We start from the raw sequence: 25,222 nt of genomic DNA on the forward strand, positions 1-25,222 counted from the left end.
TTATACACTTTGTTCTTCAATTGTGAGCGTCGCAATCTCCTCAGCCAAGAGTGACGAGAGCTCAGGAATACAGGATCCACATCCGGTTCCGCAAGCCAGTTTTTCTTTGAGTGAATCGAGTGTATGGCAGCCCTTTTCAATGGCGGCTTTAATCGATGCCTCGGTCACTTGATGGCAACTGCAGATGATCTGTGTCGCTTGAGCTCCTTGTTGAGCATTGAGTAACCTAGTGCGTTGCGTGGGTGTTAAGGTACGTTTTGAAAAGAGCATATCCATAGGCGCTGGGTCTGATTGAATCGGATTTAGGCTGATTAATAATACCCAACGTAATCGATCCTGATCGAATGCCACTGCTCTCATGTCACCCGCGGAGCTTTGCACCCAGCTGTCTGGGGCTTGTCCTAAATGCTGACGACACCACTCCATCCATGAGCGAGGAAGCTCTGTGTCGGCCAGCAAAAACTGTGTTGAATGACGCATCGGAATTTTGGACCAATAGCCCCTGAGTCTTAACTCAGTGTCATCTTTAATCAGTAACTGTGCATGCCATTGAGCCGGGTAGGCGCTAAGAGCGACGGCTCCCTGCTTGGACTCGGGCTGGCCCGACACTGGATCACAAAAGCCTTCAAGCAGTGCATTGCAGTAGCCATCACCACTGAATTGTTGATTCCAATGCATGGGAATAAACACTTCGCCCTGACGCTGCGCTGCGCTGATCCGAACACGACCGATATAGCGACCCTGATGATTGCTTAACTCAGCCAAGTCTTGATCACGTAGGTTGTGATACTTAGCATCCTCTGGATGAAGGTCTACAAAGGGCTCTGCTCGGTGATTAAACAATCGGGCCGCTCGCCCTGTCCGAGTCATGGTGTGCCACTGATCGCGAATTCGCCCAGTGTTGAGCTGATAGGGCCACTGAGCCGATGGAAGGGCTTTTGGAGTGTTTGTTTGAGTGGCAATAAATTGTGCTTTTCCTGAGGGGGTCGAAAACTGGCCGTCGTCAAAAAGGCGTTTGCGTCCATACGGAAAGTGTTGATTGATCGGCCACTGCACAGGTTGAAGTTGATCGTATTCTTGTTGAGACAAGTGGCTAAGCCCGCTGATATCAAAGCTCCTTTGCCCATCGTTTTCAAACCCTGACAAGGCCGCATGCTCAGCAAAGATTTGAGCGGGGTGGCTAAAGTTAAACCCTTCTTCAAACCCTAGGGCTTTGGCAACATCGCAGATGATTTCCCAATCATGACGAGCCTCGCCTGGCGCTTTAATCAATCCCTTTTGTCTTGAAATACGGCGTTCAGAGTTAGTGACTGTGCCATTTTTCTCACCCCAAGTGCTGCTTGGCAGCTGAATATCGGCAAATGTTAGGGTGTCCGTCTCAGACATGGCTTCTGACACAATAACACAATCACAACGCTTTAAGGCTCGACGGATCAACGCTGTGTTGGGTAAGCTGACCAAAGGGTTGGTGGCCATGATCCATAATACTTTAATTTCCCCACGGTCAATCGCTTGAAAGAGGTCCAAGGCTTTATGGCCGGGTTGTTGTGCCATATTAGGGGCGTTCCAGAAGTTTTGAACTCTGTTGATGGCTTCGGGCGAAAACTCCATGTGTGCAGCCAATTGGTTGGCGAGGCCGCCGACTTCACGCCCTCCCATGGCATTGGGCTGACCCGTTAACGAAAAAGGTGAACTACCAGGCTTTCCTATCCGTCCTGTCGCTAGGTGACAATTCATCAGGCTATTGACTTTGTCCGTCCCAGAGCTGGATTGATTGACACCTTGAGAAAAGAGCGTGAGTGTTCTGGGTGTGTTGGTAAACCAATCAAAAAATATTGTTAGGTCGGCTAAAGGAATATCGGTTAATCTCGCGGCTGTTTGGATATCGGGGATGTCTTGGCGTGCCGCTTCGATGGCTCTTTCAAACCCTTCCGTGTGCTGGTCAATATAGGATTGGTCGAGAGCATCCGAGTGAGCCAGATGGACAAGAAGGGCATTAAAGAGAGCGACATCTGAGCCGGGTTTGAGGGCCAAATGCAAGTCTGCGAGCTCGCAGGTTGCCGTTGCACGAGGATCAATAACAACGACTTTAACCTGAGGACGTTGCGTTTTAGCGGCTTGAATTCGTTGAAATAAAATAGGGTGATTCCAAGCTGCATTTGAGCCCACCAGAATAATCAGGTCAGCCAGCTCAATATCTTCGTAGCAACCAGGAACCGAATCAGAGCCAAACGCACGTTTATGTCCTGCAACGGTTGATGCCATGCATAAGCGTGAGTTGGTGTCGACGTGAGATGACCCTAAGAAACCTTTCATCAGCTTATTGGCGACGTAATAATCCTCTGTAAGCAGCTGCCCTGATAAGTACATGGCGATACTGCCTGGTCCATGTGCGTCCAAGCTTTGGCGAATTCGGGAGGCGACCGCTTCAATCGCGTCAGACCAATGCACGTTTTGTCCATCTACGCGAGGCAGCAACAATCGCTGCTCAGTTTGGGTGGTTTCATGAAGCGTTGAGCCTTTGATACACAGCCGCCCGAAGTTAGCGGGGTGTTGGCTATCGCCTGAGACTGCAATGATGCGTTGATCCGACAGTTCTGCGGTTACACCGCACCCTACACCACAATACGGGCAAGTTGTGTTTTGCTTCATAGTCACTCATCCAAAAAAAAAGCCCATTGCTTCACACACCAATCATGTGCAAAGAAATGGGCAGCATTGCCGATCTGGTTCATCAACCAGACGAGAAGATTCATAAATAATTTAAGCAATAGGTATGCCATGCTGGAGATACACAAGTGTTGTGGTGCTGGTGGTAGATAAGGAGGCGATTGAGAAATGAAACTTGCCACAAATTGGTGCGAAAGAAGTGTGCATTGCGTTAAATTGGTGGCAGGGACTGTGCGGGTACATAAATAAAACGTTGGAAGCTGGATTAAATCTGTTACATTGCACAGAAAACAACATTGTGCGCAGGATGGTATAGTTTTTGCGTTTTATGATGTGATGTAAGATCTATCAATCGGAGACGTCTATGCCTGCATGCCGTACTGAAGATTTCTTATTGGCGTCTAAGCGCTGTGAGATATCCAATCTGCAACAACTTTTGATGACGGGTGAACTGGTCAAGTCAATCAGTCAGCTGGTTCATACACTGCAGCGTGAACGTGGTTTATCGAATGTCTATATCGCATCATCAGGTCAACGCTTTGGCCCTCAGCGCTTAGCTCAAATTGAGCAGGGCGAGCATCTCGAAACAGAGCTTAAAGCACGGTTGGCGTCTATGAATCTAGATGCCTGCCACTTGTCAGGTAGCGTGAGGCTCTATACGCGTATCGCTTACGTCGTTCATGGTCTGAATAGCTTGCCATCGATTCGTGACAAAACTCAGAGCCTTCAAATAAGTGCCAAAGAATTAACAGGGCTGATGAGCCGCTTGATTGCAGGGTTGTTATCAGTCGTTTTTGAAGCCGCCGATACAGCGACAGACCCTGATATTACACGGGCTTTGGTGGCGATGTTCAATTTTATGCAAGGGAAAGAATTAGCAGGGCAAGAGCGGGCTTGGGGAGCCAGTGGCTTTGCTGCGGGTCATTTTGAGCTTGAGGATCAGCAAAAACTTCATGATTTAATCGACGCACAATCCCGATGCTTTGAAGTGTTCACCGAGTTTAGTAGCGAGTCGCCTTTAATAAGTTGGGAGGCCTTGCTATCCGACCCCTGTTCAGATGAGTTGATTCGCTTACGGCAACTGGTTGCGCGCTCGGAAGAAGGGCAGGCAATCCCCTCGGCGTTTAGTGAAATCTGGTATGACGTTGCCACTTGCCGTATTGATGCCATGCGAGCCATCGAGAGCTTGCTGGCGGCGGATCTATTGGCCTTGTGTCAAACTAAATTAAAAGCCGCGGAGCAAGACTTACACAATCATCGCCGACTTTTGGCTGATTTGGCAAAGGAAGATGATGTAGGTTCATCTTCATTAAGCTATTTAACGGACTCCTTGCATGCGTATGATCAGGACTTATCCATCACGCCGGGTCGTTCAGTCTACGAGTTACTAAAAGCTCAATCCATGCGCTTGCAGTTAGTGAGCGATGAACTACAGCAAGCGCGCCAAGCCTTGACCGAGCGTAAAACCCTAGAGCGAGCAAAAGGGCTGCTGATGGAGTACCAAGGCCTCTCTGAAGAAGCCGCCTATCGACAGATACGTCAAGCGGCCATGGAACAAAATCTCCGCGTAATCGACATTGCGGATACCATTATTAAACGCACTCAGGCCATTATTGGTAAAAAATGACCCTTGGCGTTTTGTTTTGAATGAATTCAGTGCACCTTGCCCAATCACGGGGCAAAAATACTCTAGATTGCCTTACCTTTTTTACATGTTTTTTCCTAATTCATTGTTTTTAATGCCCTATGAAAAGTTGGCATGAAATAAGCATTCTAATTCAGTAGACATAATGCATCGGACCATAAACTATTTTGTGGTCACTGAATCGGACAACGGCGTCCATCTCACATCTGATCCTTCGGATGTTCGAGATGACGCCGTTTTTTTTTGATTAGGAGAAAATCCATGAAAGCTAAAAATTCAACGCTGAACACCACAACTGACGTTCAACCTTTAAATGTGGATAGACGGAAATTTGTGGGTGGCATGGCGGCATTGGCAGGGGCTGCTTCTTTGGGTGGGTTCTTGCCATTGGTCTCTTCTAAGGCTCAAGCGGCATCAGGCAAGCTTGAGACGACATCGGCAAAACTTGGATTTATTGCCCTGACAGATGCCGCGCCTTTATTTGTAGCCTTGGAAAAAGGATTTTTTGCTAAGCATGGCATGAAGGATGTTGAAGTGCTGAAACAGTCCTCTTGGGGAACAACACGCGATAACCTCGTGTTGGGGTCTCAGCGTAACGGCATCGATGGCGCTCATATCTTAACGCCCATGCCTTATTTGATCGCATCGGGGGCCATGACCGCCAATAATGTTCCAACGCCTATGTATATTTTGGCGCGTTTGAACTTGTCGGGTCAGTGCATCTCTGTGGGTCGTGAATACAGTGATTTAAAAGTGGGGCTCGATACTCAAGAATTCGCACAGGCAATAGCGGCTAAGCGGGCCTCGGGACAGGCCGTGAATGCAGCCATGACCTTCCCAGGCGGCACTCATGATATGTGGATGCGTTACTGGTTGGCCGCTGGAGGCATTGATCCTGATCAGAACATCTCGACGATTGTGGTTCCACCGCCTCAAATGGTTGCCAATATGCGTGTTGGCAGTATGGATACCTTCTGTGTCTGCGAGCCTTGGAATCAGCAGCTGATTAATCAGGGTATCGGCTACACCGCCAACACCACGGGCGAGCTATGGCATAACCATCCGGAAAAAGCCTTTGCGATGCGCGCAGATTATGTCGATGCAAACCCTAATTCAACAAAAGCATTAATCATGGCGATCATGGAAGCTCAGATGTTTTGTGAGCAACCCGAAAATAAAAAGGAAATCGCTGAAATCTGCTCAAGACGTCGTTGGATACATGCCCCCTATGCTGACATTATCGACCGTATGGAAGGTAATTTTGATTATGGTACTGGTAAGGTGGTTGAAAACCATCCGAGTCAAATGCGTTATTGGAAAGACAGCACATCCTATCCCTATAAAAGCCATGACTTATGGTTTTTAACCGAAAATAAGCGCTGGGGATATTTGCCTAAAGATTTTGATTCAAAAACGATTATTGACCAAGTTAACCGAGAGGATATTTGGCGCGAGGCGGCGGCTACATTAGGCATTGATAAGTCCGATATTCCAGAAACAACATCTCGTGGATTGGAAACCTTCTTTGATGGCAAGGTGTTTGATCCAGAAAACCCAGATGCCTATTTAAATAGCTTAGCGATTAAACGCGTATAAATAATAAGCCCTTATTGTTGGGGGAGGATTTTTACTATGACTACCAAAGCGAATAGTATTGTTAAACCTTTATCGGCTGTCGGCATGCCTGCTGCAATGGATAAAACACTATTGCGTTTTAAAAGCCTGGGTGACAGTTTTGTGCAAAAGGTTTTACCTGCACTTATTGTTGGTTTTATATTAATGCTGATATGGGAGCTATTGTCTTCCTCTCAGGGCGCGACGTTACCTTCACCCTCTAAAGTTGTTAAGGATACTTGGGAGTTAATTATCAATCCCTTTTATAACAACGGTGGAACGGATGTGGGGATGGGCTGGCAAATTCTGGCGAGCTTAGAACGAGTTGCCTATGGCTACAGCTTAGCGGTTATTGTTGGGATAAGTTTAGGTGTGCTGGTTGGTCAGTCCACTTGGGCCATGCGCGGTTTAGACCCTATTTTCCAAATCTTAAGAACGGTTCCCCCCTTGGCATGGCTGCCAATTTCGTTGGCAGCATTTCAAGACAGCAGTCCATCCGCAATCTTTGTGATTTTTATTACAGCAATCTGGCCAATTATTATTAATACCTCTGTTGGGGTTCGTAATATACCAGAGGATTATCGCAATGTTGCTAAGGTGTTATCACTAAATGGTTATGAGTATTTTACCAAAGTCATGTTGCCAGCAGCCGCACCCTATATCTTCACAGGCCTTCGCATTGGCATAGGTTTGTCTTGGTTAGCCATCGTTGCTGCTGAAATGTTGATTGGTGGCGTGGGAATTGGTTTCTTCATCTGGGATGCGTGGAATGCATCTATGATCAGTGACATTGTGTTAGCGCTGGTTTATGTGGGAGTTGTCGGATTTCTGCTCGATAAATTCATTGGTTTTATTTCAAGTTTAGTCACCCGCGGCACGAGTAACTAATAGGAGCACATAAAATGTCTAAGCATTATTTATCGATTGAAGGTGTAAACAAATTCTTTGGACAGGGTGCTAAACAGTCCTGTGTGCTCAAGAATGTGAACTTAAATATTAAAAAGGGTGAGTACATTTCGATAATCGGTCACTCCGGTTGCGGTAAGTCGACGGTGTTGAACATCGTGGCGGGGCTTTTGCCTGCGACAGATGGCGTGGTCATTCTAGACGGTAAAGAAGTGAACTCACCGGGTCCTGATCGAAGTGTTGTGTTCCAAAACCATTCATTACTGCCTTGGTTGACGGTGTATGAGAATGTGGCGCTTGCTGTTAATAAAACCTTCAAGAAAACAAAGACAGCACAAGAACGGCATGAATGGATACTAAAAAGTCTGGAAATGGTGCACATGTCTCACGCATTGGATAAGCGTCCAGCCGAAATTTCTGGGGGCATGAAGCAACGTGTTGGGATTGCCAGAGCTCTAGCAATGGAACCGAAGGTCCTGTTATTGGATGAGCCATTTGGTGCGTTAGATGCACTGACTCGCGCCCATTTACAAGATGAGGTGATGAAGATTCAGGCTGAGATTAACAGCACCATCATCATGATCACACATGACGTTGATGAAGCCGTATTGCTCTCAGATCGTATTGTCATGATGACCAATGGCCCAGAGGCCACCATCGGTGAAATTTTGGAAATAGACTTACCTAAACCGCGTAATCGTATAGAGATGGCTGATAACCCCAAGTACAACCGTTATCGACAAGCAGTTTTGCGTTTCCTATATGAAAAGCAACGTAAGGTGGAAGTGCTCACATCGGCTGAGAAACCGAAATCCACCCAAGCCAGTCTTAAAAAAGCGGCCTCCGCTTAACGAAATCGTTCAAGTAGATAGAGGTCGAGGTGAACACCATGAAAAAACAACTAGTGGTTATTGGCAATGGGATGGTAGGTCATCATTTTGCTGAACAGTGGATGGCATCAGAGATGGCCGCCGATTATGAACTGCATGTATTTGCAGAGGAAAATCAGCGTGCCTATGACCGTGTCCATTTATCTGAGTATTTTGAAAAGCAAAGTTCGGCGCACTTACAATTGGGTGATGATGGATTCTACACACTCCCCGGAATCCATTTGCATCTCAATGAAGCGGTGATCGCGCTGGACCGCGAAGCAAAGTCTGTGACGACGGCACAGCGGCAGTATTCATATGACACATTGGTGTTTGCGACGGGCTCCTATCCATTTGTGCCACCGATAGACGGACGTGAGTTGGATCATTGCTGGGTGTATCGAACGCTTCAAGACTTGGATGCCATTCGGGCCAGTGCTCAAGGGGCCACGAGAGGGGTTGTTGTAGGAGGGGGGCTCTTAGGGCTCGAAGCGGCGAATGCACTGCGGATGCTTGGATTAGAGGCGCATGTGGTTGAGTTTGCACCGCGCTTGATGCCGGTTCAATTGGACAGTGATGCGGGTTCACTTTTACGTGCCAAAATCGAAGATTTGGGTGTTAAGGTTCACACCGAAAAAGCGACGCGCAAGATTATTCCTGGCGATGAACAACGACTACGGATGTGCTTTGCGGATGAAACCTACCTTGAAACAGATCTGATTGTGTTTTCAGCGGGTATTCGCCCACAAGATCAGCTGGCACGTGAGGCCGGTTTGCAGCTGGGAGAGAGAGGCGGGATAGCCGTTGATCAACATTGCCGGACCAGTGATCCGTCAATCTATGCAATTGGTGAGTGCGCGGTCTGGAACAATCAGCAATATGGCCTAGTCGCACCGGGCTACACCATGGCACGGGTGGCGGCTGCCCATATGATTGGCAATGTTGGAACCACCTTTACCGGTGCGGACATGTCGACGAAGCTTAAACTGTTAGGTGTCGATGTGGGGTCCATTGGTGATGCACATGGCGCGACACCCGGTGCACTGAATTATCGCTACAGTAATGAGATTGAGGGCGTGTATCGACGTTTAGTTGTCTCCGCTGATGGCTCTAAGCTGTTGGGTGCAATTCTTGTCGGTGACAACAGTTATTATGACACCCTATTGCAATATGCATTGAATGGCATCGCGTTACCGGAACACCCCGAATCCTTAATTCTACCGGACAGCTCTGGTATGAGCTCGCCGAGCCTTGGTGCATCGGCATTGCCCTATGAGGCGACGTTGTGTTCATGTCACAATGTGACCAAAGGCGATATCTGTGAGGCGATGAATGATGGGGCGGTGAGTCTGTCTGATATCAAATCGATGACAAAAGCTGCAACGGGTTGTGGTGGTTGCGCCGCGATGGTCAAAACCGTGTTTGAAAGCGAGTTAGAAGCCCGAGGCGTTCAGGTCGATAAGTCCATCTGCGAGCATTTTTCCCATACCCGTCAAGAGTTGTTTCATTTAGTTAAAGTTGAAGGTATTCAAACATTTGATGAGCTAATTGAGCGACATGGGCAGGGTGGAGGTTGCGAAATTTGTAAGCCAGCCGTGGCGTCTATTTTGGCCAGTGTGTGGAATGAACATGTTCACGAAGCAAAGCATTTGCCACTGCAGGACACCAATGACACCTTTATGGCGAATATGCAGAAAAATGGTACGTATTCAGTTGTGCCTAGAATTCCAGGCGGAGAAATAACCCCCAAAATGCTGATTAAAATTGGGGAGGTGGGTGAAAAATACAACCTCTATACCAAAATCACGGGTGGCCAACGGATTGATTTGTTTGGCGCGACCTTAGATGAGTTGCCTTTAATCTGGGAAGAGTTGATTGCAGCGGGTTTTGAAACAGGGCATGCCTATGGCAAGTCGTTGCGAACTGTCAAATCCTGTATTGGCGATACTTGGTGTCGCTACGGTGTGCAAGACAGCATGAGCATGGCGATTCGCTTGGAGAATCGTTACAAGGGCATGCGTTCACCCCATAAGGTTAAAATGGCGGTATCCGGTTGTACACGTGAATGTGCGGAAGCGCAAAGCAAAGATATCGGAGTGATCGCGACAGAGAATGGCTGGAATCTGTATGTGTGTGGCAATGGTGGGATGAAACCTCGTCATGCGGATCTATTCGCGACGGATTTAGATGATGAGACACTGATTCGTTATATTGATCGAGTGTTGATGTTCTATGTCTATACGGCTGACCGATTACAGCGTACCTCTGTGTGGCTCGAAAACCTTCAAGGCGGATTAAAATACCTGAAGGAGGTGGTGATTGATGACAGCCTCGGTTTGGCTGAGGAGCTGGAAACCCGGATGCAGCATATTGTCGATACGTATCAATGTGAATGGAAAACCGCCATCAATGACAGCGAGAAACGTAAGCGTTTTCGCAGTTATGTGAACGCGAGCGAGCCCCGCAAAGCGCGTATTCAATTGATTGAAGAGCGTGGCCAATTGATACCCGCGCGCATGATTACTGAGGAGGAAGTCGCATGAATGCTGCATCGACTGCATCACTCCAATGGCAGAACGTTTGCCATCGCAAGGATCTAGTGCCCCACTCAGGCATCGCTGTCATGCTTGGCAAGGAGCCTGTGGCTGTATTCTGGCTTCCAGGTCATGATACTGAGCTCTACGCGATTGGCCATACCGATCCTTTTTCCGGATCTGAAGTTCTTGCCCATGGCATTCTCTGTGAAAGTCAAGGCATCTGGTCTGTTGCATCACCCTTGTATAAACAACACTTTCGGTTAGATACCGGGCGCTGTATTGAAGCACCGGAGGTGGGAGTGGATGTTTGGGCTGTACGGGTTGAGCAGGACTGGGTACAAATAGGGAATATTTTGATTGGTTAAGGTTTTTCGTTAGTCATTTGTGCTTGGATGGCAAATGTTGAGCCCTGCTTGAACGCAGGGTTCAACAACATCAAGCCATCGAGTATGACGCCGTCTGCTTGTAATCGGTCTTTAATGTCGAGCACGAAAATGCCATTCTCCCGGTTGAATGTCATTAGCAACGGCCTGTTTGATACTCTCATCGATATCGGGTGAGTCAAGATCATACAACCCACAGAGTTTGAATGCTCGGCGTATATCAACGGATGGCCCCAGATATTCATAGACTACTCGTGCACAGCAGGGCATGCGCTCGCCACTGCCCGACACGCCTAACTTCAACCCTGTTAGCCGCGTGACGCGATTCTTAAAGGTCGGAAATAAAATGGTCTGCGTGATTTCTTGATCGGTGAGTGACTCGTAGTCGACCATAAAGATGCGATCAATCAAGAAGGTTGCAAATCCTAAGTACTTCCCATGATAGATTTTATCGTTAGGGCTTTCTTGCAAGCGTTCTGTGCGCTGGTAGTAGACTTTATCTTGCTGACGTTCCAAACAGGTTAGCATTCTGAGCAATTTGCCAGGATAGGCCATGGAAAGATGATATTCAAAATAATAGCCTAAGTATTTATCAAGGCCTTGATGACCGAGTTGACCTAAGTGTTCTAAATGCTCAGTTTCAGGTGAGGCTCTTAGCTCATCGCTAGAGGGGCGTGGACGGACTTGAATCAACCGCAAAAACTGATTATGAGGGAGCAATATTTCATGTTCTTCGACACCGAAGAAATCACAAAAACGTCGAAGAGTGTTGGCTGACGGCTTCGCATGTCCCCCTAAATAACGGTTAAATTGAGGCCGATTCATTTTCATTCTGCGGCAGACATCCGCAATGGATTTATAGTAACTGCATAGAAGCCTTAGATTGCGAGAAAAGTCTTCAGTCATGGCATCTCTCCTATAAACCCAAATCGGCTGATATTGGCCGCTCGAGTGTTCAGTGTAACCCGAAAGGCGGTATCCGCTAAAGATAGGTGTTTCCCCTAGTCTATCGAGTTCAGACGGTCATTTCTCCTGCTAGAGGAAGGATAAGTCCTTGTCGCACGGCATCGATGGACTCATTCTGGCTGAGTAAAAAGTGCAGTTTTGTGAAGGCGGCTTCAAGGGTTAAATCCGCACCTGCAATGACACCAATTCGATTCAACGTTGCCCCTGTTGCGTAGGCACCTTGGCTCACCGATCCATACGCGCACTGGGTGATATTCAATATGGTCACTCCAGACGTTGATGCATGTGCTAGCACCTCAATAAAGTCTTTGTTGGCATCTGGAGGGTTGCCGGCTCCATAGGTCTGCAAAACTAACCCTCTTACCCCTGGACGCTCAACAACGGCTTTAAGAATCTCGGCGGAGATCCCCGGAAAGGTTTGAATCACGGCAACGGCATCAGGATTAAAGGTAGGGGCAAGGTGTGATGGTGCACGCTTTTTGAGTAGCAACTGGCTTTGAATCTCGATGTTAATTCCAATACTGCCTAACCAAGGAAAATTGGGGGAGTCGAATGCATCAAATCCGGCACTTTTTACTTTCGTACTGCGATTACCGCGCAAGAGCCGATTCGCGAAGAAAATACACACTTCGGGGATATTGTAATGACCGGCCAGCATTACGGCGGTGATCAGGTTTTCTGGACCATCACTTCTGGCCTCCATCATGGGGATTTGAGAGCCTGTTAAAATCACAGGTTTATTCATTCCCTGGAGCATGAATGACAGCATAGAGGCGGTATAAGCCATGGTGTCAGTGCCGTGAAGCAGTACGAATCCATCATACTCGTCCCAGTTTTGCATTAAGAGATGACTGAGTCGAGTCCAATCGTTGGGCAGGATATTTGAACTATCAATCAGCTGCTGGCATTCGATAATGTCATAGTGAGGGAGGTGTTGTAGACCACGGGCACGAAAAAGCTTGTTGATGAGCTTATGAAAACCCTTCATCGGGACATAGCCCTGCTCAGAGGGTTGCATACCAATGGTTCCACCAGAATAAATAATAAGCACTCGGCGTTTCATGATCATCTGTCCTATTATGTTTTTATCTGAGTATTTCAACATAGCCTCAACCGAGTTCACATTTGACGATTAGATGATGATAGACGCTCTTTGTAAGATAATCAGCAACAGATCGCATCACTCTCTGTTTTTAAGCCGATTTCTTTTAGAGCCATGGCATCTGAAATCACGTTAAAATAGTCAGACCAATCGATAACAACAATAGATCAACAAAGTGCCCCTTCATGATACAAGAATATTTAGATGACCTCGTTTTGACTTTATCCACAGAAAAAAATCGTGGCAAGGTGGCGGATTATATTCCGCAACTGGCGCATGTCGATCCGCATCAGTTCGGTATTGCGGTTTGCACCCCTGAGGGACAAATGTACTCGGCTGGGCAAGCAAATACCTTGTTTTCCATTCAGAGTATTTCAAAAGTCTTTACCCTTACGATTGCGCTTGGCAAGTTGGGGGATGGTATTTGGACGCATGTTGGGCGCGAGCCATCGGGTGATCCATTTAACTCAATTGTTCAGCTTGAACATGAGTCTGGCAGGCCGCGTAATCCCTTTATTAATGCAGGTGCCATAGCGGTGGTCGATGCCATTATGATGGGGCATGCGCCAAAAGAAACACTTGCCGAGATCCTCAACTTCGTGCGCTTTATTTCGAATGACAATAGTATTTGCTTTGATCACATTGTAGCCGCGTCTGAAATGGCCCACCGTGACCGCAATGCCTCACTGGCGCATTTTATGAAGGCGTTTGGGCGTTTACGTCATGATGTAGACAAGGTGCTGGGGACCTATTTTCATCAGTGCTCCATTGCTATGAGTTGTGAGCAACTGGCAAGAGCTGGGCTGTTTTTGGTATCCGATGGGGTGGATAAAACAACGGGGATTCGTGTCGTGTCGGCCCAACGTGCCCGTCGTATCAATTCGTTGATGATGATGTGCGGTCACTATGATGGTTCTGGCGAGTTTGCTTACCGCGTGGGGTTGCCCGGAAAAAGTGGTGTCGGCGGTGGTATTCTTGCCATTGCTCCCGGTAAGGGCTCCATAGCTGTTTGGTCTCCAGGGCTCGATAAACTCGGGAATAGTTATTTAGGAACCCGAGCCCTAGAGCGTTTTGTACAACACACAGGTTGGTCTGTGTTTGGGCATTGATTAACGCGGCATGACTTTCACGCCGCCAATGGACTCTAAGGGTTCGGGGCGTGAGAGATAAAATCCTTGTGCATAGTCGACACCGATGCGGGCGAGAATCCTGAGCGTTTCAGCGTCTTCAACGCATTCAGCGATGGTTTTCAAGCCCATCAGATGACCTATGTTATTGATCGAGGCCACCATGGCTTGATCAATCGGACTGTTGGGTAAGTCTTGGATGAAAATGCCATCAATCTTTAGATAGTTCACGGGCAATTGTTTTAAGTAACCAAATGAAGACAGGCCACTGCCGAAATCATCGAGTGCAAATTGGCAGCCTAGAGACTTTAGCTCTTCGATAAAGGCAGCTGCATTTGATGGATCGGCAATGGCGGCCGTTTCGGTAATTTCGAAGCAGATATATTGAGCAGGAACGGCATGCTTGCGTATTTGGTCGCGGATGACGTTTAAACAGTCTTGGCGTCCAATAGACGCCCCCGATAAGTTGATCGCACAGAAAACAGGCTGTTGATTTCGTCTAAGTTGGTCGCCCATCCACGCCAGCGTATTGCGGATAACCCACTGATCAATTTTGGGCATCAGACCAAAGCGCTCTGCGGCTGGAATAAACGCACCCGGTGGAATGATTTCCCCTTCTTCATCCACCAAACGGGTTAATATTTCATAGTGAGGAATGTCCAGATGTGCCGTATCAAATGGGACAATCGTCTGAAAGTAAAGTCGAAACCTGTCACGATCCAAAGCGTTCTGAATGCGGCTAGCCCATTGAATCTGCCCTTTACGGAAGTGCAATTCTTGATCGTTCAGCTCAAATAAATGCACGCGATTTCGTCCAAGATCTTTGGCCGCATAGCAGGCGGTATCGGCATGGCTGAGAACCTCATCAAGTGATCCACAATCATGTGAAATAATCACCATACCAATGCTCACACCCACTGAAAAAACCTGCCCATCCCAGGAAAAACGGAAGTTTGTCACGGTCCGACGTAACTGCTCGGCAATCTGCAGACCTTTCTCCAGTGGGCAGTAGGACAGTAAAACGCCAAACTCGTCACCACCAAGACGCGCCAGCGTGTCGCTTTGACGCAGGATGGGTTTGAGTAAACTGGACAGCTGTTTGAGCAGCGCGTCCCCAGCGCGATGGCCACAGGTGTCATTGACCAGCTTGAATTGATCTAAATCCAGATAGCACAGGAGATGCTCGGCCCCTTGTGTTTGTGCTTCAATGATTAGACCTTCTAAACGCCGCTCAAACTCACGTCGATTGATCAGCCCTGTTAAGGTGTCATGGACGGCTTGAAAAGTGAGCATCTCTTGCAGTCGGTTGTTTTGGGTCATGTCTTGCAGGGCTATCACCCAACCCATGCTCTTTTTTTGTGTATCGAAAAGTGGCGAGCACTTAATTTGCACCTCAGCCGTCTTGCCGTGTTTGTTCCTCAGCTTAAAATAGCTGAATGATGAGTTTGACGTATTATTAAAGTGGGTATCGGTGCAAAGCGTTGATATGAGGACTCTGTCTCCATCACTGTCTTGCATGGGTAAGAGTGTGTCAATAGGGAGGCCAAATGCGGCCTGGGCCTCCCAGCCCAAAAGCGTACAGGCCATGGGATTCAAATAGACCGTATTTTTTTGGGCATCGCAGGTGATCACGGCTTCGGTGATTGCTTCCAAGGTGACTTGTGCGAGTTCAGAGTGACGGTGCAAGCGTGCTTCCATGCGTTTTCGTTCGCTAATGTCTCGGATCAGCGCACTGTATTGTATACCTTCCTCGGTGGGGCTCGCTGAGGTGGTTACTTCAATAGGGAAGGGAAGAGATAGGTCGTTTTTAAACCCCACGAGTTCATGTGGGCCTTCATCTGGACTGCTGGCGAGTGTTACGAATAGATCATTTAAATGCGTGGCAGGAAAAAACTGGCGCGAGTCTTCATGCAACAGTAATCCGCTCGGTGAGCCAATGATGTCCTGAGCCGACCGTCCAAAAATCACTTCAGCCCCTGGGTTGGCGCTGGTGATAATGCCCTTATTTGAAAAGGTAATAATGCCGTCTTGCATATCCCTGACAATCAAGCGTGTGCGCATAATCATGCGATTGAGGTTCGACATCACACGATTGTATTGTGCTGCTATTTGTCCAACTTCGGTAAAGGGTTCAACCGGAACACGCTGTTTTAAGTCACCCGTGCGTTCTTGCTCTTGCATGCTCGATAACAGTTCGCTTAATTCTGTACGGGCACCGTGCTCTGAAAAATTCAGACCTTGGTGCTCGGCGTCTAAACTGACACGCAAAGGTGTGAGGCGCTTAAGTAGCTGCAATACTAAATAAGACGTTGGAAAAACAAAGAGTGCGCACGCCGCAATGCCAATAAGCTGGATGCCTATCCATTCAAACCGACTGAAGGGCTCGCCTAACGCATCTAAGTGGCCGAAAAGCGCCACCGCCAGAGTTCCCCAAATACCGGCTGCAAGATGAACAGGGACGGCTGAAATGGCATCATCAAGTTGGTAACGCAGCATTAATCGGTCGGTCATGAACATGACGAAGGCACCAATGGCACCAATCAGTGCAGCATGAGGTGTCGAAACTAAGTGGCAACCAGCGGTGATGGCGACCAGTCCGGCTAACGTGCCATTAATGGTGAGGCTTGTACTGCGAACCTTCTCTTTTTCGGCATTTGATAAAATCATGGCCATCATTCCACCCGCACAAGCCGAGATGATGGTGTTGACAATAATGCCTGCAATTTTTTCGTTGAACTCTAAGGTGCTGCCACCATTAAAGCCAATCCAACCAATCATGAAAAATAACATACCCAGAATGGCCAAAGGGAGATTGCTGCCGGGTATCTCCTGAGGTTTACCCTGAACAAAGCGTCCCGTGCGTGGCCCAATCACGATGACGGCTGCCAGTGCCACCCATCCTCCTAAACTGTGGACAACGGTGCTGCCCGCAAAATCCGTAAACCCCAGTGCCTCCAGCCAGCCAGATGTCGGGTTAATGGCACCACTCCACGCCCAGTGTCCAAACGTGGGGTAAAGAATCAAGCTAATGAGGGCGGTAATGAGAACGTAGACTTGAAAACGGCTGCGCTCAGCAATGGCGCCCGAGACAATCGTTGCTGCGGTGGCGCAAAAGGTCAGCTGAAACAGAAAAAAGCTGGCATGCCATAAACTATCATCAGTAAAGTCAGCCGCTAACCAGCGCAGATCAAGTGACCAGGCATCGTGTTGGCCAAACATAATGGTAAAACCCAGTAGCCAGAAGAGAAGTGCTGCAACAATTAAATCGAATGCATTTTTTAACGCTACATTGATGGCGTTTTTACTGCGCGTAAGACCTGATTCTAGGCACAGAAAACCGCCTTGCATCATTAAGACCAAGACGGCGCCAATCATAATCCATAACGCGTCGAGTGCACTCTTATCTATCACAAATCGGCCCCCGTTTTTTGTCCTGCCCTAAATGAGTGCGCTGAGAAAAACAGAGGTACTTCAAACAGGGAGTTAAGATGCTATTACTTGACCAGTATCTTAACTACTGCAGGAGTTGTGCCATAAAACAAAGGTTTAGTAGATAAGGACCACTTTTGAGTTTATTAAAGACGACGAACTTTAAAACTACGGCCCTTGATTTTGCCCTGTTTTAAAAGCTCAAGAGCACGTGGTGAGGCTGCACGCTCTATGGCCACATAGGCCGAGAAATCAGTGACATTGATTTTTCCAATCGCATCGCCTGTGAGCTCACCAGAGGCGGTTAGAGCGCCTAAAATATCGCCAGGTCGGAGTTTGTCTTTCCGTCCTCCTGCAATGCATAAAGTGGTCATTTTAGCGGGTTCGGGCACCTTATCGGGAGAGGGGGAAGCCAGAGGTTTAAGCGCTTTGATTGCTTGCGTTTGCAATTCTTCGATGCGCTTTAAACGATAGGTTTCACGGTCTGAACACAGGCTAATGGCCATCCCCTGACGTCCGGCTCGTCCTGTGCGGCCAATGCGATGGGTATAGACGGCAGGGTCAGCGGGTAAGTCAGCATTAATGACTAGGTCGACACTGTCAATGTCTAAGCCACGAGCGGCTACATCTGTTGCAAACAAATAGCGGCAGCTGCCATTGCTGAAGCGAATGAGGACTTGATCACGATCTCGTTGCTCTAAATCACCATGTAACGCTAGGCTTTTAAGTCCATAGTTACGGAGTGCGGCCACCATGTCGCTGCAGGTTTGCTTGGTGTTGCAGAAAATAATCGCAGCTTCAGGGGCGAAGTGTTGCAACAGTGCGGCAAGTGTCTCTGTTTTGTCTTGATTTTTGTATGTGATATAGGCTTGTTCGATGGTGCTGTCATCATGTTGGCTTTCGACACTGACACGCAGAGGGTCAAATTGATAAGCCGCACTCATTGCCTCAATCGTGTCTGGATAGGTAGCCGAAAAAAGAAGTGTTTGGCGTTTCTCGGGTGTCGCGCCAATGATAAAACGAATATCGTCTTCAAACCCCATGTCGAGCATGCGGTCAGCTTCATCGAGAATCAGGGTGTGCAAGGACTCAAGGTTAAGCGTTTGTTTGCGTAAATGATCGCGTAAACGTCCAGGCGTACCAATGACGATATGAGCCCCGTGTTCCAGTGAGCCAATTTGAGGGCCAATGGGTTGTCCGCCACAAATGGAAATAATTTTAATATTATCAAGGTAGCGTGCAAGTTTCCGAAGCTCTGTGGCGACCTGCGTCGCTAATTCACGAGTCGGACATAAAATGAGACCCTGTATTCCGAAAAAGCGAGGATTGATTTTTTCCAACAGACCGATACCAAATGCGGCTGTTTTACCGCTACCTGTTTGGGCTTGAGCGATGATGTCTCGACCTTGGAGTATGACGGGTAAGCTTTGCTGCTGAATGGGCGTCATGGCGGTGTAGCCCATTTGAGCGAGATTCTCTAAGGCTTTAGGGGGTAGCGGGAGTTGGGCAAAATCTTCAGGTTTCACAGGATGTCCACATTTTAAATTTGAGTGGGAATTATAGCATGCGCTGAGCGCTGTGCGTGAAGGCTATGATCATCGAACATGAACCTTCTGATTTCTTCCTCCACAGATTGACGACATCTGAAGGGCGGTTAGGAGTTTGACATTTAGATCAAAGCTCATTAGCATAACCTCACTCTTAGGGGAGTAATCTCTTGGTATTTCGTTGCCAAGGCGTCAGCCAACATACTTGAGCCACATGCTTATGGTTGCCGCGCTCACTGATTCATGCAGTGAGATTGATGAGACCTAAGGTATTAATACACCTACCGGGGCCGGACGTGTATTCATACCTTATGGTTAATCGTCTGGCCCCTGGTATCATCATGGAAGCGTTTTTGTTCTCAACCCTTGCCGTTGCTTTAGCCGAAGTGGGTGATAAAACCCAGCTTCTTTCCTTGTTATTAGTGGCTAAATTCCGTAAACCTTGGACCATTTGTTGTGCAATCTTAGTTGCAACTCTGATTAACCATGGTGCATCGGCTCTATTTGGCGATTGGCTGTCGAATCTTTTGTCGGGCAATTGGGCAATTTTGCTGTTAGCGATAGGCTTCTTTGCCATGGCCGCCTGGATATTGATTCCCGATGAAGAGGAAGATGTGGGCCAACAGTATGCGCGTTGGGGGGCATTTGGAGCGAGTTTTGTCTTATTTTTCCTAGCGGAAATAGGAGATAAAACACAGATCGCCACCGTTATGCTGGCCATTAAGTATGAAGCGATTGTAGCGGTGACGCTCGGAACAACACTTGGCATGATGTTAGCGAATGTGCCGGTTGTATTTGCAGGGCAATGGCTACTGGAACGTCTAAATTTCACAGTGTTTCGTCGAATTGCTGCAGGTGTTTTCGTATTGATGGGAGTATCGCTATTGGTGTCTCTGATTCTCTAGTACGCTCGAATATATAGGCTGATGGTCATTCAGGGCTGATGACGCTCAACATGCCCCCACTCTCGATTTGACCAAGGTGAGAGTGGGTGGCTTGTGCAGATTAACGCGGAGGATCGATCTGGTCACCGAGCGTATTATTGACGCGATACCATCCGGCAATGCTGTATCTGTCTCGATAGGCTGTGAGCACTTCATGTGGAAAACGGTCGCTTAAAAAACACACCAAGGTTCCAGATTCAGGGAGAACGCATTCAATGGGTGTGTCACCTGTTTCAGGGTAAAGGATCAGTTCACCACCTTCATCTTTTTGCCAATCTTTATTCAAATAGACCACGGTGGTCAGCACCCGGTTGGTGCGTCCTTTGAACGCATCAACATGGCGTTTGTAGAAGGCGCCAACAGGGTAATGCGCAAAATGCGCTTCATAATCAAACAATCCCATAAAAAGACGTTGATTGAGGGCTGAGCGAAGGGTATCCATCCAGTTGAGATAGGTGTTTTCGGTAGGGTTGTTTTGACTCAGCCAACGAATTTGATCTCGTCGTATTTGGGTGTTGATTTGATGATCTTGTTCTCGACCAATGCCGGCTCGTTTAAAATCCTCATCATCAAGTTCTTGAATACGGGAGCGTAACTGACAACAGAGTTCAGCCGGGACGCCTTGGTGCAAAATGGCATAGCCACGATCGACGAGTTCGTCGGCCAGAGTATCGAAAAAGGCAGTGTGTTGATTCATGAAAGTGTGACCGAACATAGAGTGACAGAGCGCGATTTATACACTGAAGTCGATGTTGGGTCACGTGTTTTTATGACTGTATGATTTCAAGTGGAAACACATTGCCAGCAAGATCATCTTCGATCAACTTCATGACCAGATCACTGCGTAAACGACCCGCTAATTGCAGTGCTTTAATTTCAGAAAGCGTTAGCCAGTGGCAGGCGATGATGTCTGGATCCAAAGGGGTGGATAGGTCTTCTAAAGCATCTGCTCTAAAACCAAAGCGGTAATAGACCTTTTCAGGATGAAGGGTTAAAAGGTAGATGCCGATTAGATGTTTGGGTTTTACGCGCCAAGCGGTTTCTTCTTGGACTTCTCGTATGCAGGCGGCTTCAGGTGTCTCACCTGCTTCAATGTGGCCTGCGGGTTGATTGAATACGCTGTTGTAGGGGTCGCCTTCTTCGACCATTAAATAACGATCATTTCGGCGAATTAATGCAGCGACGGTAACATGAGGTTGAAAGGCCATTGATGCTTTCCTTAATATCTATCTTGTGAAAAGTCTGTCATCCTACTGTACGCATTTTTCGTTATAAAAGATGAACCTTGATTGACATGAATGCTCCGTCGAAGATACAACTGTCATATTAGTTCATAATCATAGGTCTATAATAATAGGATACGAAGGATGAGCCTATGACCATTTTCACCGAATCGCCCCTATCAGACCCCTTTAGTTCGGCATACAGCGACCAGATGCCAGAGTTTACGGCCTCCAGTGTACGCTCTGAGCTTGAACCTTTTGATCCCTCGCAACCGACGTTGTGCGATCGCCAAGTGCGCGCCTATCGGCATCACTACGGTTTTGATGCATTACCCGATGATACGGACTATTCTATTGGCATTGAGTCGATTCAGCAGGCACAACTGGTTGTGCAGTATTTTCAATCACGCGCAGCTCTGGGCACAGTCGTGATTGTACATGGGTATACCGATCATGCGGGCTTATACCGCAGCCTCATTGATTATCTTCTTCGGCTGAAATGGAATGTGCTGATTTATGATTTGCCAGGCCATGGTCTGTCACTCGGTGACCCGTTAGGCATTGATGACTTCAAGACCTACGTGACACAGTTGAATCATGTCTTACAAACCTACCGCGCCATCATGGGTAAGCGTTTGGTATTGCTTGGGCAGAGCACGGGTGCGGCCATTATCATGAGCCAGCAGATTATGCCCGCTATGCATCTGATGCAGCCTCTTGATATTGATCAGCGTATTCTCTTAGCGCCTTTGCTGCGCCCGACACGTTTTGAACGAATTAAGAAGCTGTATGCGCTTTTAGGATGGTTTCGTCGGCGCTATAAACGCGATTTTACAGATAACTCAGGTGATCCTGAGTTTCTGGCGTTTGTACGTCAGCGTGATCCCCTGCAGTACACGCACTTTTCGATGAACTGGATTCGTGCCATGTTAAAGTGGGTTCCTGTCATGGAGGCTCAAAGAGGAGTGGAGGGGGCTCCATTAATTATTCAAGGAGATGAGGATATGACAGTGGACTGGCAACATAATTTGCCTTTATTTGAACGCATCTATCCGAACGCTGAAATCTTTCTGATTCAGGGGGGAAGGCATCATCTGGTGAACGATGCGGTAAAAATTCGTAAGAAGGTATTTGTTAAAATACAGGAGGCTTTGTCAAAGCTGAGTTAGCCTCATCTCATTGACCGATAAAGTTGATGAGATGAGGCGAATAAAGCACTCTATTAAAAGAGGCGTCTGCAGCGGATAGTTCCGTTAATTGCGTTGAGCTTGTCCAGTGCGATGGCAGAGTAATCGGCCTCAACATCAATCACAACATAGCCTACTTTGTCATTGGTTTGTAGGTATTGGCCCGTGATGTTGATATTGTTTTCAGAGAAAACACTGTTGATCTGCGACAAAACACCTGGGATGTTGTTGTGAACGTGCAATAAACGGTGGCAGTTCGGATGTCCTGGAAGTGCGACTTCTGGGAAATTAACCGATGTAATGGATGAACCATTATCACTGTATTTGATCAGCTTCTCAGACACCTCAAAGCCGATGTTTTCTTGGGCTTCCATTGTGGAGCCGCCCACATGCGGAGTCAGAATGACATTGTCAAATTCCCGGAGTGGACTGATAAACTCATCGTCATTCGTGCGAGGCTCTACGGGGAATACATCGATTGCAGCGCCTAAAAGTTTCCCTGACTTCAACGCATCACAGAGTGCATCAATGTCAACCACCGTTCCACGTGCAGCATTAATAAAAATGGAGCCGTGCTTCATTTGTTCAAACTGAGGTGTCCCCATCATGTTTTTTGTAGATGGGAGTTCTGGAACGTGAAGCGTTACGACATCACTGATCGACAATAGCTCAGTCATTGAGCCAACTGGCTTTGCATTGCCCAATGGGAGCTTGGTGACAACATCATAGAAGTAGACATCCATGCCTAAACCTTCCGCTAAAATGCTTAGCTGAGTTCCAATGCTACCATAGCCGACGATGCCGAGTTTTTTTCCACGGATCTCATAGGAGTTCTTAGCCGTTTTTTGCCAGATACCCCGATGCGCTTTCGCGCTTTTTTCAGCGACACCACGCATTAAAATGATGGCTTCTGCCAAAACGAGCTCAGCAACCGAGCGAGTGTTGGAATAGGGTGCGTTGAACACCGCGATACCTGCCTGGGTGGCGGCATCAAGATCCACTTGGTTTGTGCCAATGCAGAAACAACCCACAGCGACTAATTTTTCAGCGGCCTCGAATACGCGTGCAGTCAATTGAGTACGAGAACGTATCCCAACAAAGTGCACTTCTTTAATCCGCTCAATGAGCTCATCTTCTGGCAATGATCCACTGAGTGTCTCAATGTTAAGATAGCCATGGGCGTGAAGGGTGTCGATTGCTGATTGATGTATACCTTCCAGCAATAGAATTTTAATCTTGCTCTTATCTAGTGAGGTGACTTTGCTCATCTTCGACAGCTCGTAAGGTTTGTGCGACAGGCGCTATTGTGTTTAAGGCGACAAATCTTATCACAATAACGACGCAGTTGCTGCGTCACAGCGATCGATCTAAATGGTATTTACTCAACTGATCATGAAAAAATCTTTAAGTAGGAAATGAAATAGGCCTTTATTGAACTGTTCATCATCATAAAAACACCTAAACTGTGGTATAACGCTATTCAATAAGTACCTTCATAGAAGATGAGACTCGGAGCCTATTATGTTTGGTAAAGTGTTTAAATCAGTTCGCAGATTACAAGTGCTTTCGCTAACTACCGCTCTTTTGCTATCACCTATTGCGTTTGGACAGTCTGAGTATTTCATCGTTTATGTAAGTGAAATGACGGAAATGGACAGTGATACAAAAGGGAGCTATCCAAAACTTGCCAGTTTACTTAACCAATACAGAAGTCAGTCTCCTGTGGCCTTTGTATCTGGAGGTGGAAATCTGGCACCTAGCACCTTGTCGTCTCTTGATATGGGGTCCCATATCATCGATCTGTTGAACTCGCTGGAACCTGCGGCGATGGTGGTCGGTAAACGTGAATTTAGCTTCTATGAAGATCAATTGTCATTGAGAGCTTATGAGGCCGCTTTTCCGTTTGTTACGTCTAACTCAATCGATACCCTGACTCAGGGAAATCTTGATGGCACGGTAGATCAGATTGTGGTTGAGTTGGGGGATTTGCAGCTCGGTATTTTGGGCATTTTACCGCCCAATACATTGGAAGAGTATAATGTAAAACGTATGGTTCTAGCTGAGAACCCTGTCGAGCTCATCCGACAAAAAGCTGAAGCGCTTAGGGCATCTGGTGTTGATCTGATCATTATGGCGTATTCGTGCTGTTACCGTGATTATTTAAACCGTTATGCTGAATTTGATGAGTTGCTGGCATCGGGAGTGCTGGATCTGGCATTGGGTAAGGATGAGCATTTACTGTTGACAGATAATCCGGAAATGATGAAGCATCCTAATCATATTTGGATTGCCAAAGGGGATGAGGTTGCCATCGTTCGTATTCATAAGGATGACCATAATCGTTTTTCGTTCATCGTTTCGATGGATAGTATGAATAGTTATGAAGCGGACGTCACGGTTTTAGATCAGGTCGACGATTATAATCGCCGCTTGGATTCGTTATTGAGTGAGCCACTGGGAAGGTTAAACACTGATTTCAGTACTCTTTTACCAAACACTCGGACTCAAGAAAACCCATTTGGTAATTTTATCGCTGATGTATTGCGTAACCATGCAAACGCCGATATTGCCTTCTTTAACTCTGGATTTATTCGAGCTGAACGTAATTATGTTGCTCCTCTTGAGCTTACGCGCCGTGATATTTTGGCCGAGTTGCCGTTTCGGGACCACGTGGTGCTGCTTGAAGTGACCGGAGCACAGCTCTTAGCGGCAATGGAGAATAGTCTAAGCCAGATTGAGGATATGAAAGGACGTTATTTGCAGGTGTCTGGAATGGAGGTGGTCTATGATAGCTCGCAAGATCCAGGAAAGAGAGTCATTGCACTTAACGTAAGAGGGCAAGCTGTGCAAGACAATCAGATCTATCGTTTAGCAACACGTCAGTTTATTGCGAATGGTGGTGATGGGTTTGACATGTTTATTGGCGTGAAGCCAATGGTGTACGAGGGCCAAATGACGCGCTTGGTGTCTGATCTAGTCATCGATGCAATACAGGTGGCGAAGTCAATTGCTCCCAAGATCGAAGGTCGTTTGCAAGATGTGGCTCAAGTTGAGAGACCATGAGTGACAACGG

18 protein-coding genes are annotated in these 25,222 nt (G+C 47.4%); 10 read left to right on the forward strand and 8 right to left on the reverse strand.

The features are described from left to right. Nucleotides 1-2,652 (reverse strand): nitrate reductase, encoded by a 2,652-nt coding sequence (locus F5971_RS07200; protein ID WP_193494558.1) that lies wholly within the window; start codon nt 2,650-2,652, stop codon nt 1-3. 382 nt (nt 2,653-3,034) lie between these two features. Between F5971_RS07200 and F5971_RS07205 the strand changes: the two genes are divergently transcribed. From F5971_RS07205 to nirD, 6 genes are all read left to right on the forward strand, one after another. Beyond that, a complete protein-coding gene (locus tag F5971_RS07205) occupies nt 3,035-4,297 on the forward strand; it encodes a nitrate regulatory protein (RefSeq protein ID WP_036510808.1) in 1,263 nt (420 codons plus the stop codon). 279 nt (nt 4,298-4,576) lie between these two features. Beyond that, entirely contained in the window at nt 4,577-5,911 is a 1,335-nt protein-coding gene (locus F5971_RS07210; RefSeq protein ID WP_051514389.1) for a CmpA/NrtA family ABC transporter substrate-binding protein, read from the forward strand. A gap of 36 nt (nt 5,912-5,947) precedes the next feature. Then, a complete protein-coding gene (gene ntrB, locus F5971_RS07215) occupies nt 5,948-6,817 on the forward strand; it encodes a nitrate ABC transporter permease (protein ID WP_081763808.1) in 870 nt (289 codons plus the stop codon). Between the two features lie 14 nt (nt 6,818-6,831). Then, nucleotides 6,832-7,686 carry an ABC transporter ATP-binding protein gene (locus F5971_RS07220; protein WP_036510805.1) on the forward strand — a complete coding sequence of 285 codons (855 nt, stop codon included), beginning with the start codon at nt 6,832-6,834 and terminating at the stop codon, nt 7,684-7,686. A 38-nt stretch (nt 7,687-7,724) separates the two neighbouring features. Next, nucleotides 7,725-10,247 (forward strand): nitrite reductase large subunit NirB, encoded by a 2,523-nt coding sequence (gene nirB, locus F5971_RS07225; protein ID WP_193494559.1) that lies wholly within the window; start codon nt 7,725-7,727, stop codon nt 10,245-10,247. Then, nucleotides 10,244-10,606, forward strand: coding sequence for a nitrite reductase small subunit NirD (gene nirD / locus F5971_RS07230; protein ID WP_193494560.1), 363 nt, complete (start codon nt 10,244-10,246; stop codon nt 10,604-10,606). Before nirB ends, nirD begins: the two co-directional genes overlap by 4 nt. 111 nt (nt 10,607-10,717) lie before the next feature. On the opposite strand, the gene F5971_RS07235 is transcribed toward nirD, so the two are convergent. Both F5971_RS07235 and ansA read right to left on the reverse strand, forming a co-directional pair. After that, complete coding sequence (locus F5971_RS07235) at nt 10,718-11,530, reverse strand: helix-turn-helix domain-containing protein (protein ID WP_193494561.1); 813 nt, start codon at nt 11,528-11,530, stop codon at nt 10,718-10,720. A 109-nt stretch (nt 11,531-11,639) separates the two neighbouring features. Then, nucleotides 11,640-12,653, reverse strand: coding sequence for an asparaginase (ansA, locus tag F5971_RS07240; protein ID WP_036510802.1), 1,014 nt, complete (start codon nt 12,651-12,653; stop codon nt 11,640-11,642). A gap of 224 nt (nt 12,654-12,877) precedes the next feature. On the opposite strand from ansA, the gene F5971_RS07245 reads away from it, so the two are divergent. Then, nucleotides 12,878-13,801, forward strand: a complete 924-nt coding sequence (locus F5971_RS07245; protein ID WP_193494562.1) for a glutaminase — start codon at nt 12,878-12,880, stop codon at nt 13,799-13,801. Here the strand turns inward: F5971_RS07245 and amt are convergent, their stop codons facing one another. Then, nucleotides 13,802-17,230: an ammonium transporter gene (gene amt / locus F5971_RS07250; RefSeq protein WP_223116282.1), complete on the reverse strand. Its 3,429-nt coding sequence runs from the start codon at nt 17,228-17,230 to the stop codon at nt 13,802-13,804. 164 nt (nt 17,231-17,394) lie between these two features. Continuing rightward, nucleotides 17,395-18,774, reverse strand: coding sequence for an ATP-dependent RNA helicase DbpA (gene dbpA / locus F5971_RS07255; protein WP_193494563.1), 1,380 nt, complete (start codon nt 18,772-18,774; stop codon nt 17,395-17,397). Between the two features lie 362 nt (nt 18,775-19,136). On the opposite strand from dbpA, the gene F5971_RS07260 reads away from it, so the two are divergent. Continuing rightward, a complete protein-coding gene (locus tag F5971_RS07260; RefSeq protein ID WP_036510964.1) occupies nt 19,137-19,700 on the forward strand; it encodes a TMEM165/GDT1 family protein in 564 nt (187 codons plus the stop codon). 100 nt (nt 19,701-19,800) lie between these two features. On the opposite strand, the gene F5971_RS07265 is transcribed toward F5971_RS07260, so the two are convergent. Together F5971_RS07265 and F5971_RS07270 are read right to left on the reverse strand one after the other, a co-directional pair. After that, nucleotides 19,801-20,436, reverse strand: a complete 636-nt coding sequence (locus tag F5971_RS07265) for a 2OG-Fe(II) oxygenase (protein WP_036510796.1) — start codon at nt 20,434-20,436, stop codon at nt 19,801-19,803. A 70-nt stretch (nt 20,437-20,506) separates the two neighbouring features. Next, nucleotides 20,507-20,947, reverse strand: coding sequence for an NUDIX hydrolase (locus F5971_RS07270; RefSeq protein WP_193494564.1), 441 nt, complete (start codon nt 20,945-20,947; stop codon nt 20,507-20,509). Nucleotides 20,948-21,114: 167 nt separating this feature from the next. Here F5971_RS07270 and F5971_RS07275 point away from each other — a divergent pair, with 167 nt between their 5' ends. Beyond that, nucleotides 21,115-22,131, forward strand: a complete 1,017-nt coding sequence (locus F5971_RS07275; RefSeq protein WP_193494565.1) for an alpha/beta hydrolase — start codon at nt 21,115-21,117, stop codon at nt 22,129-22,131. A gap of 53 nt (nt 22,132-22,184) precedes the next feature. Here the strand turns inward: F5971_RS07275 and serA are convergent, their stop codons facing one another. Then, complete coding sequence (gene serA, locus F5971_RS07280; RefSeq protein WP_036510791.1) at nt 22,185-23,417, reverse strand: phosphoglycerate dehydrogenase; 1,233 nt, start codon at nt 23,415-23,417, stop codon at nt 22,185-22,187. A 253-nt stretch (nt 23,418-23,670) separates the two neighbouring features. Here serA and F5971_RS07285 point away from each other — a divergent pair, with 253 nt between their 5' ends. Next, the gene (locus tag F5971_RS07285) at nt 23,671-25,212 is read left to right on the forward strand and encodes a bifunctional metallophosphatase/5'-nucleotidase (RefSeq protein WP_193494566.1); all 1,542 of its coding nucleotides are present in this window, start codon (nt 23,671-23,673) and stop codon (nt 25,210-25,212) included. Nucleotides 25,213-25,222: the final 10 nt, after the last annotated feature.

The sequence above is a fragment of the Nitrincola alkalisediminis genome, assembly GCF_009821115.1.
Classification (GTDB): Bacteria; Pseudomonadota; Gammaproteobacteria; order Pseudomonadales; family Balneatricaceae; genus Nitrincola; species Nitrincola alkalisediminis.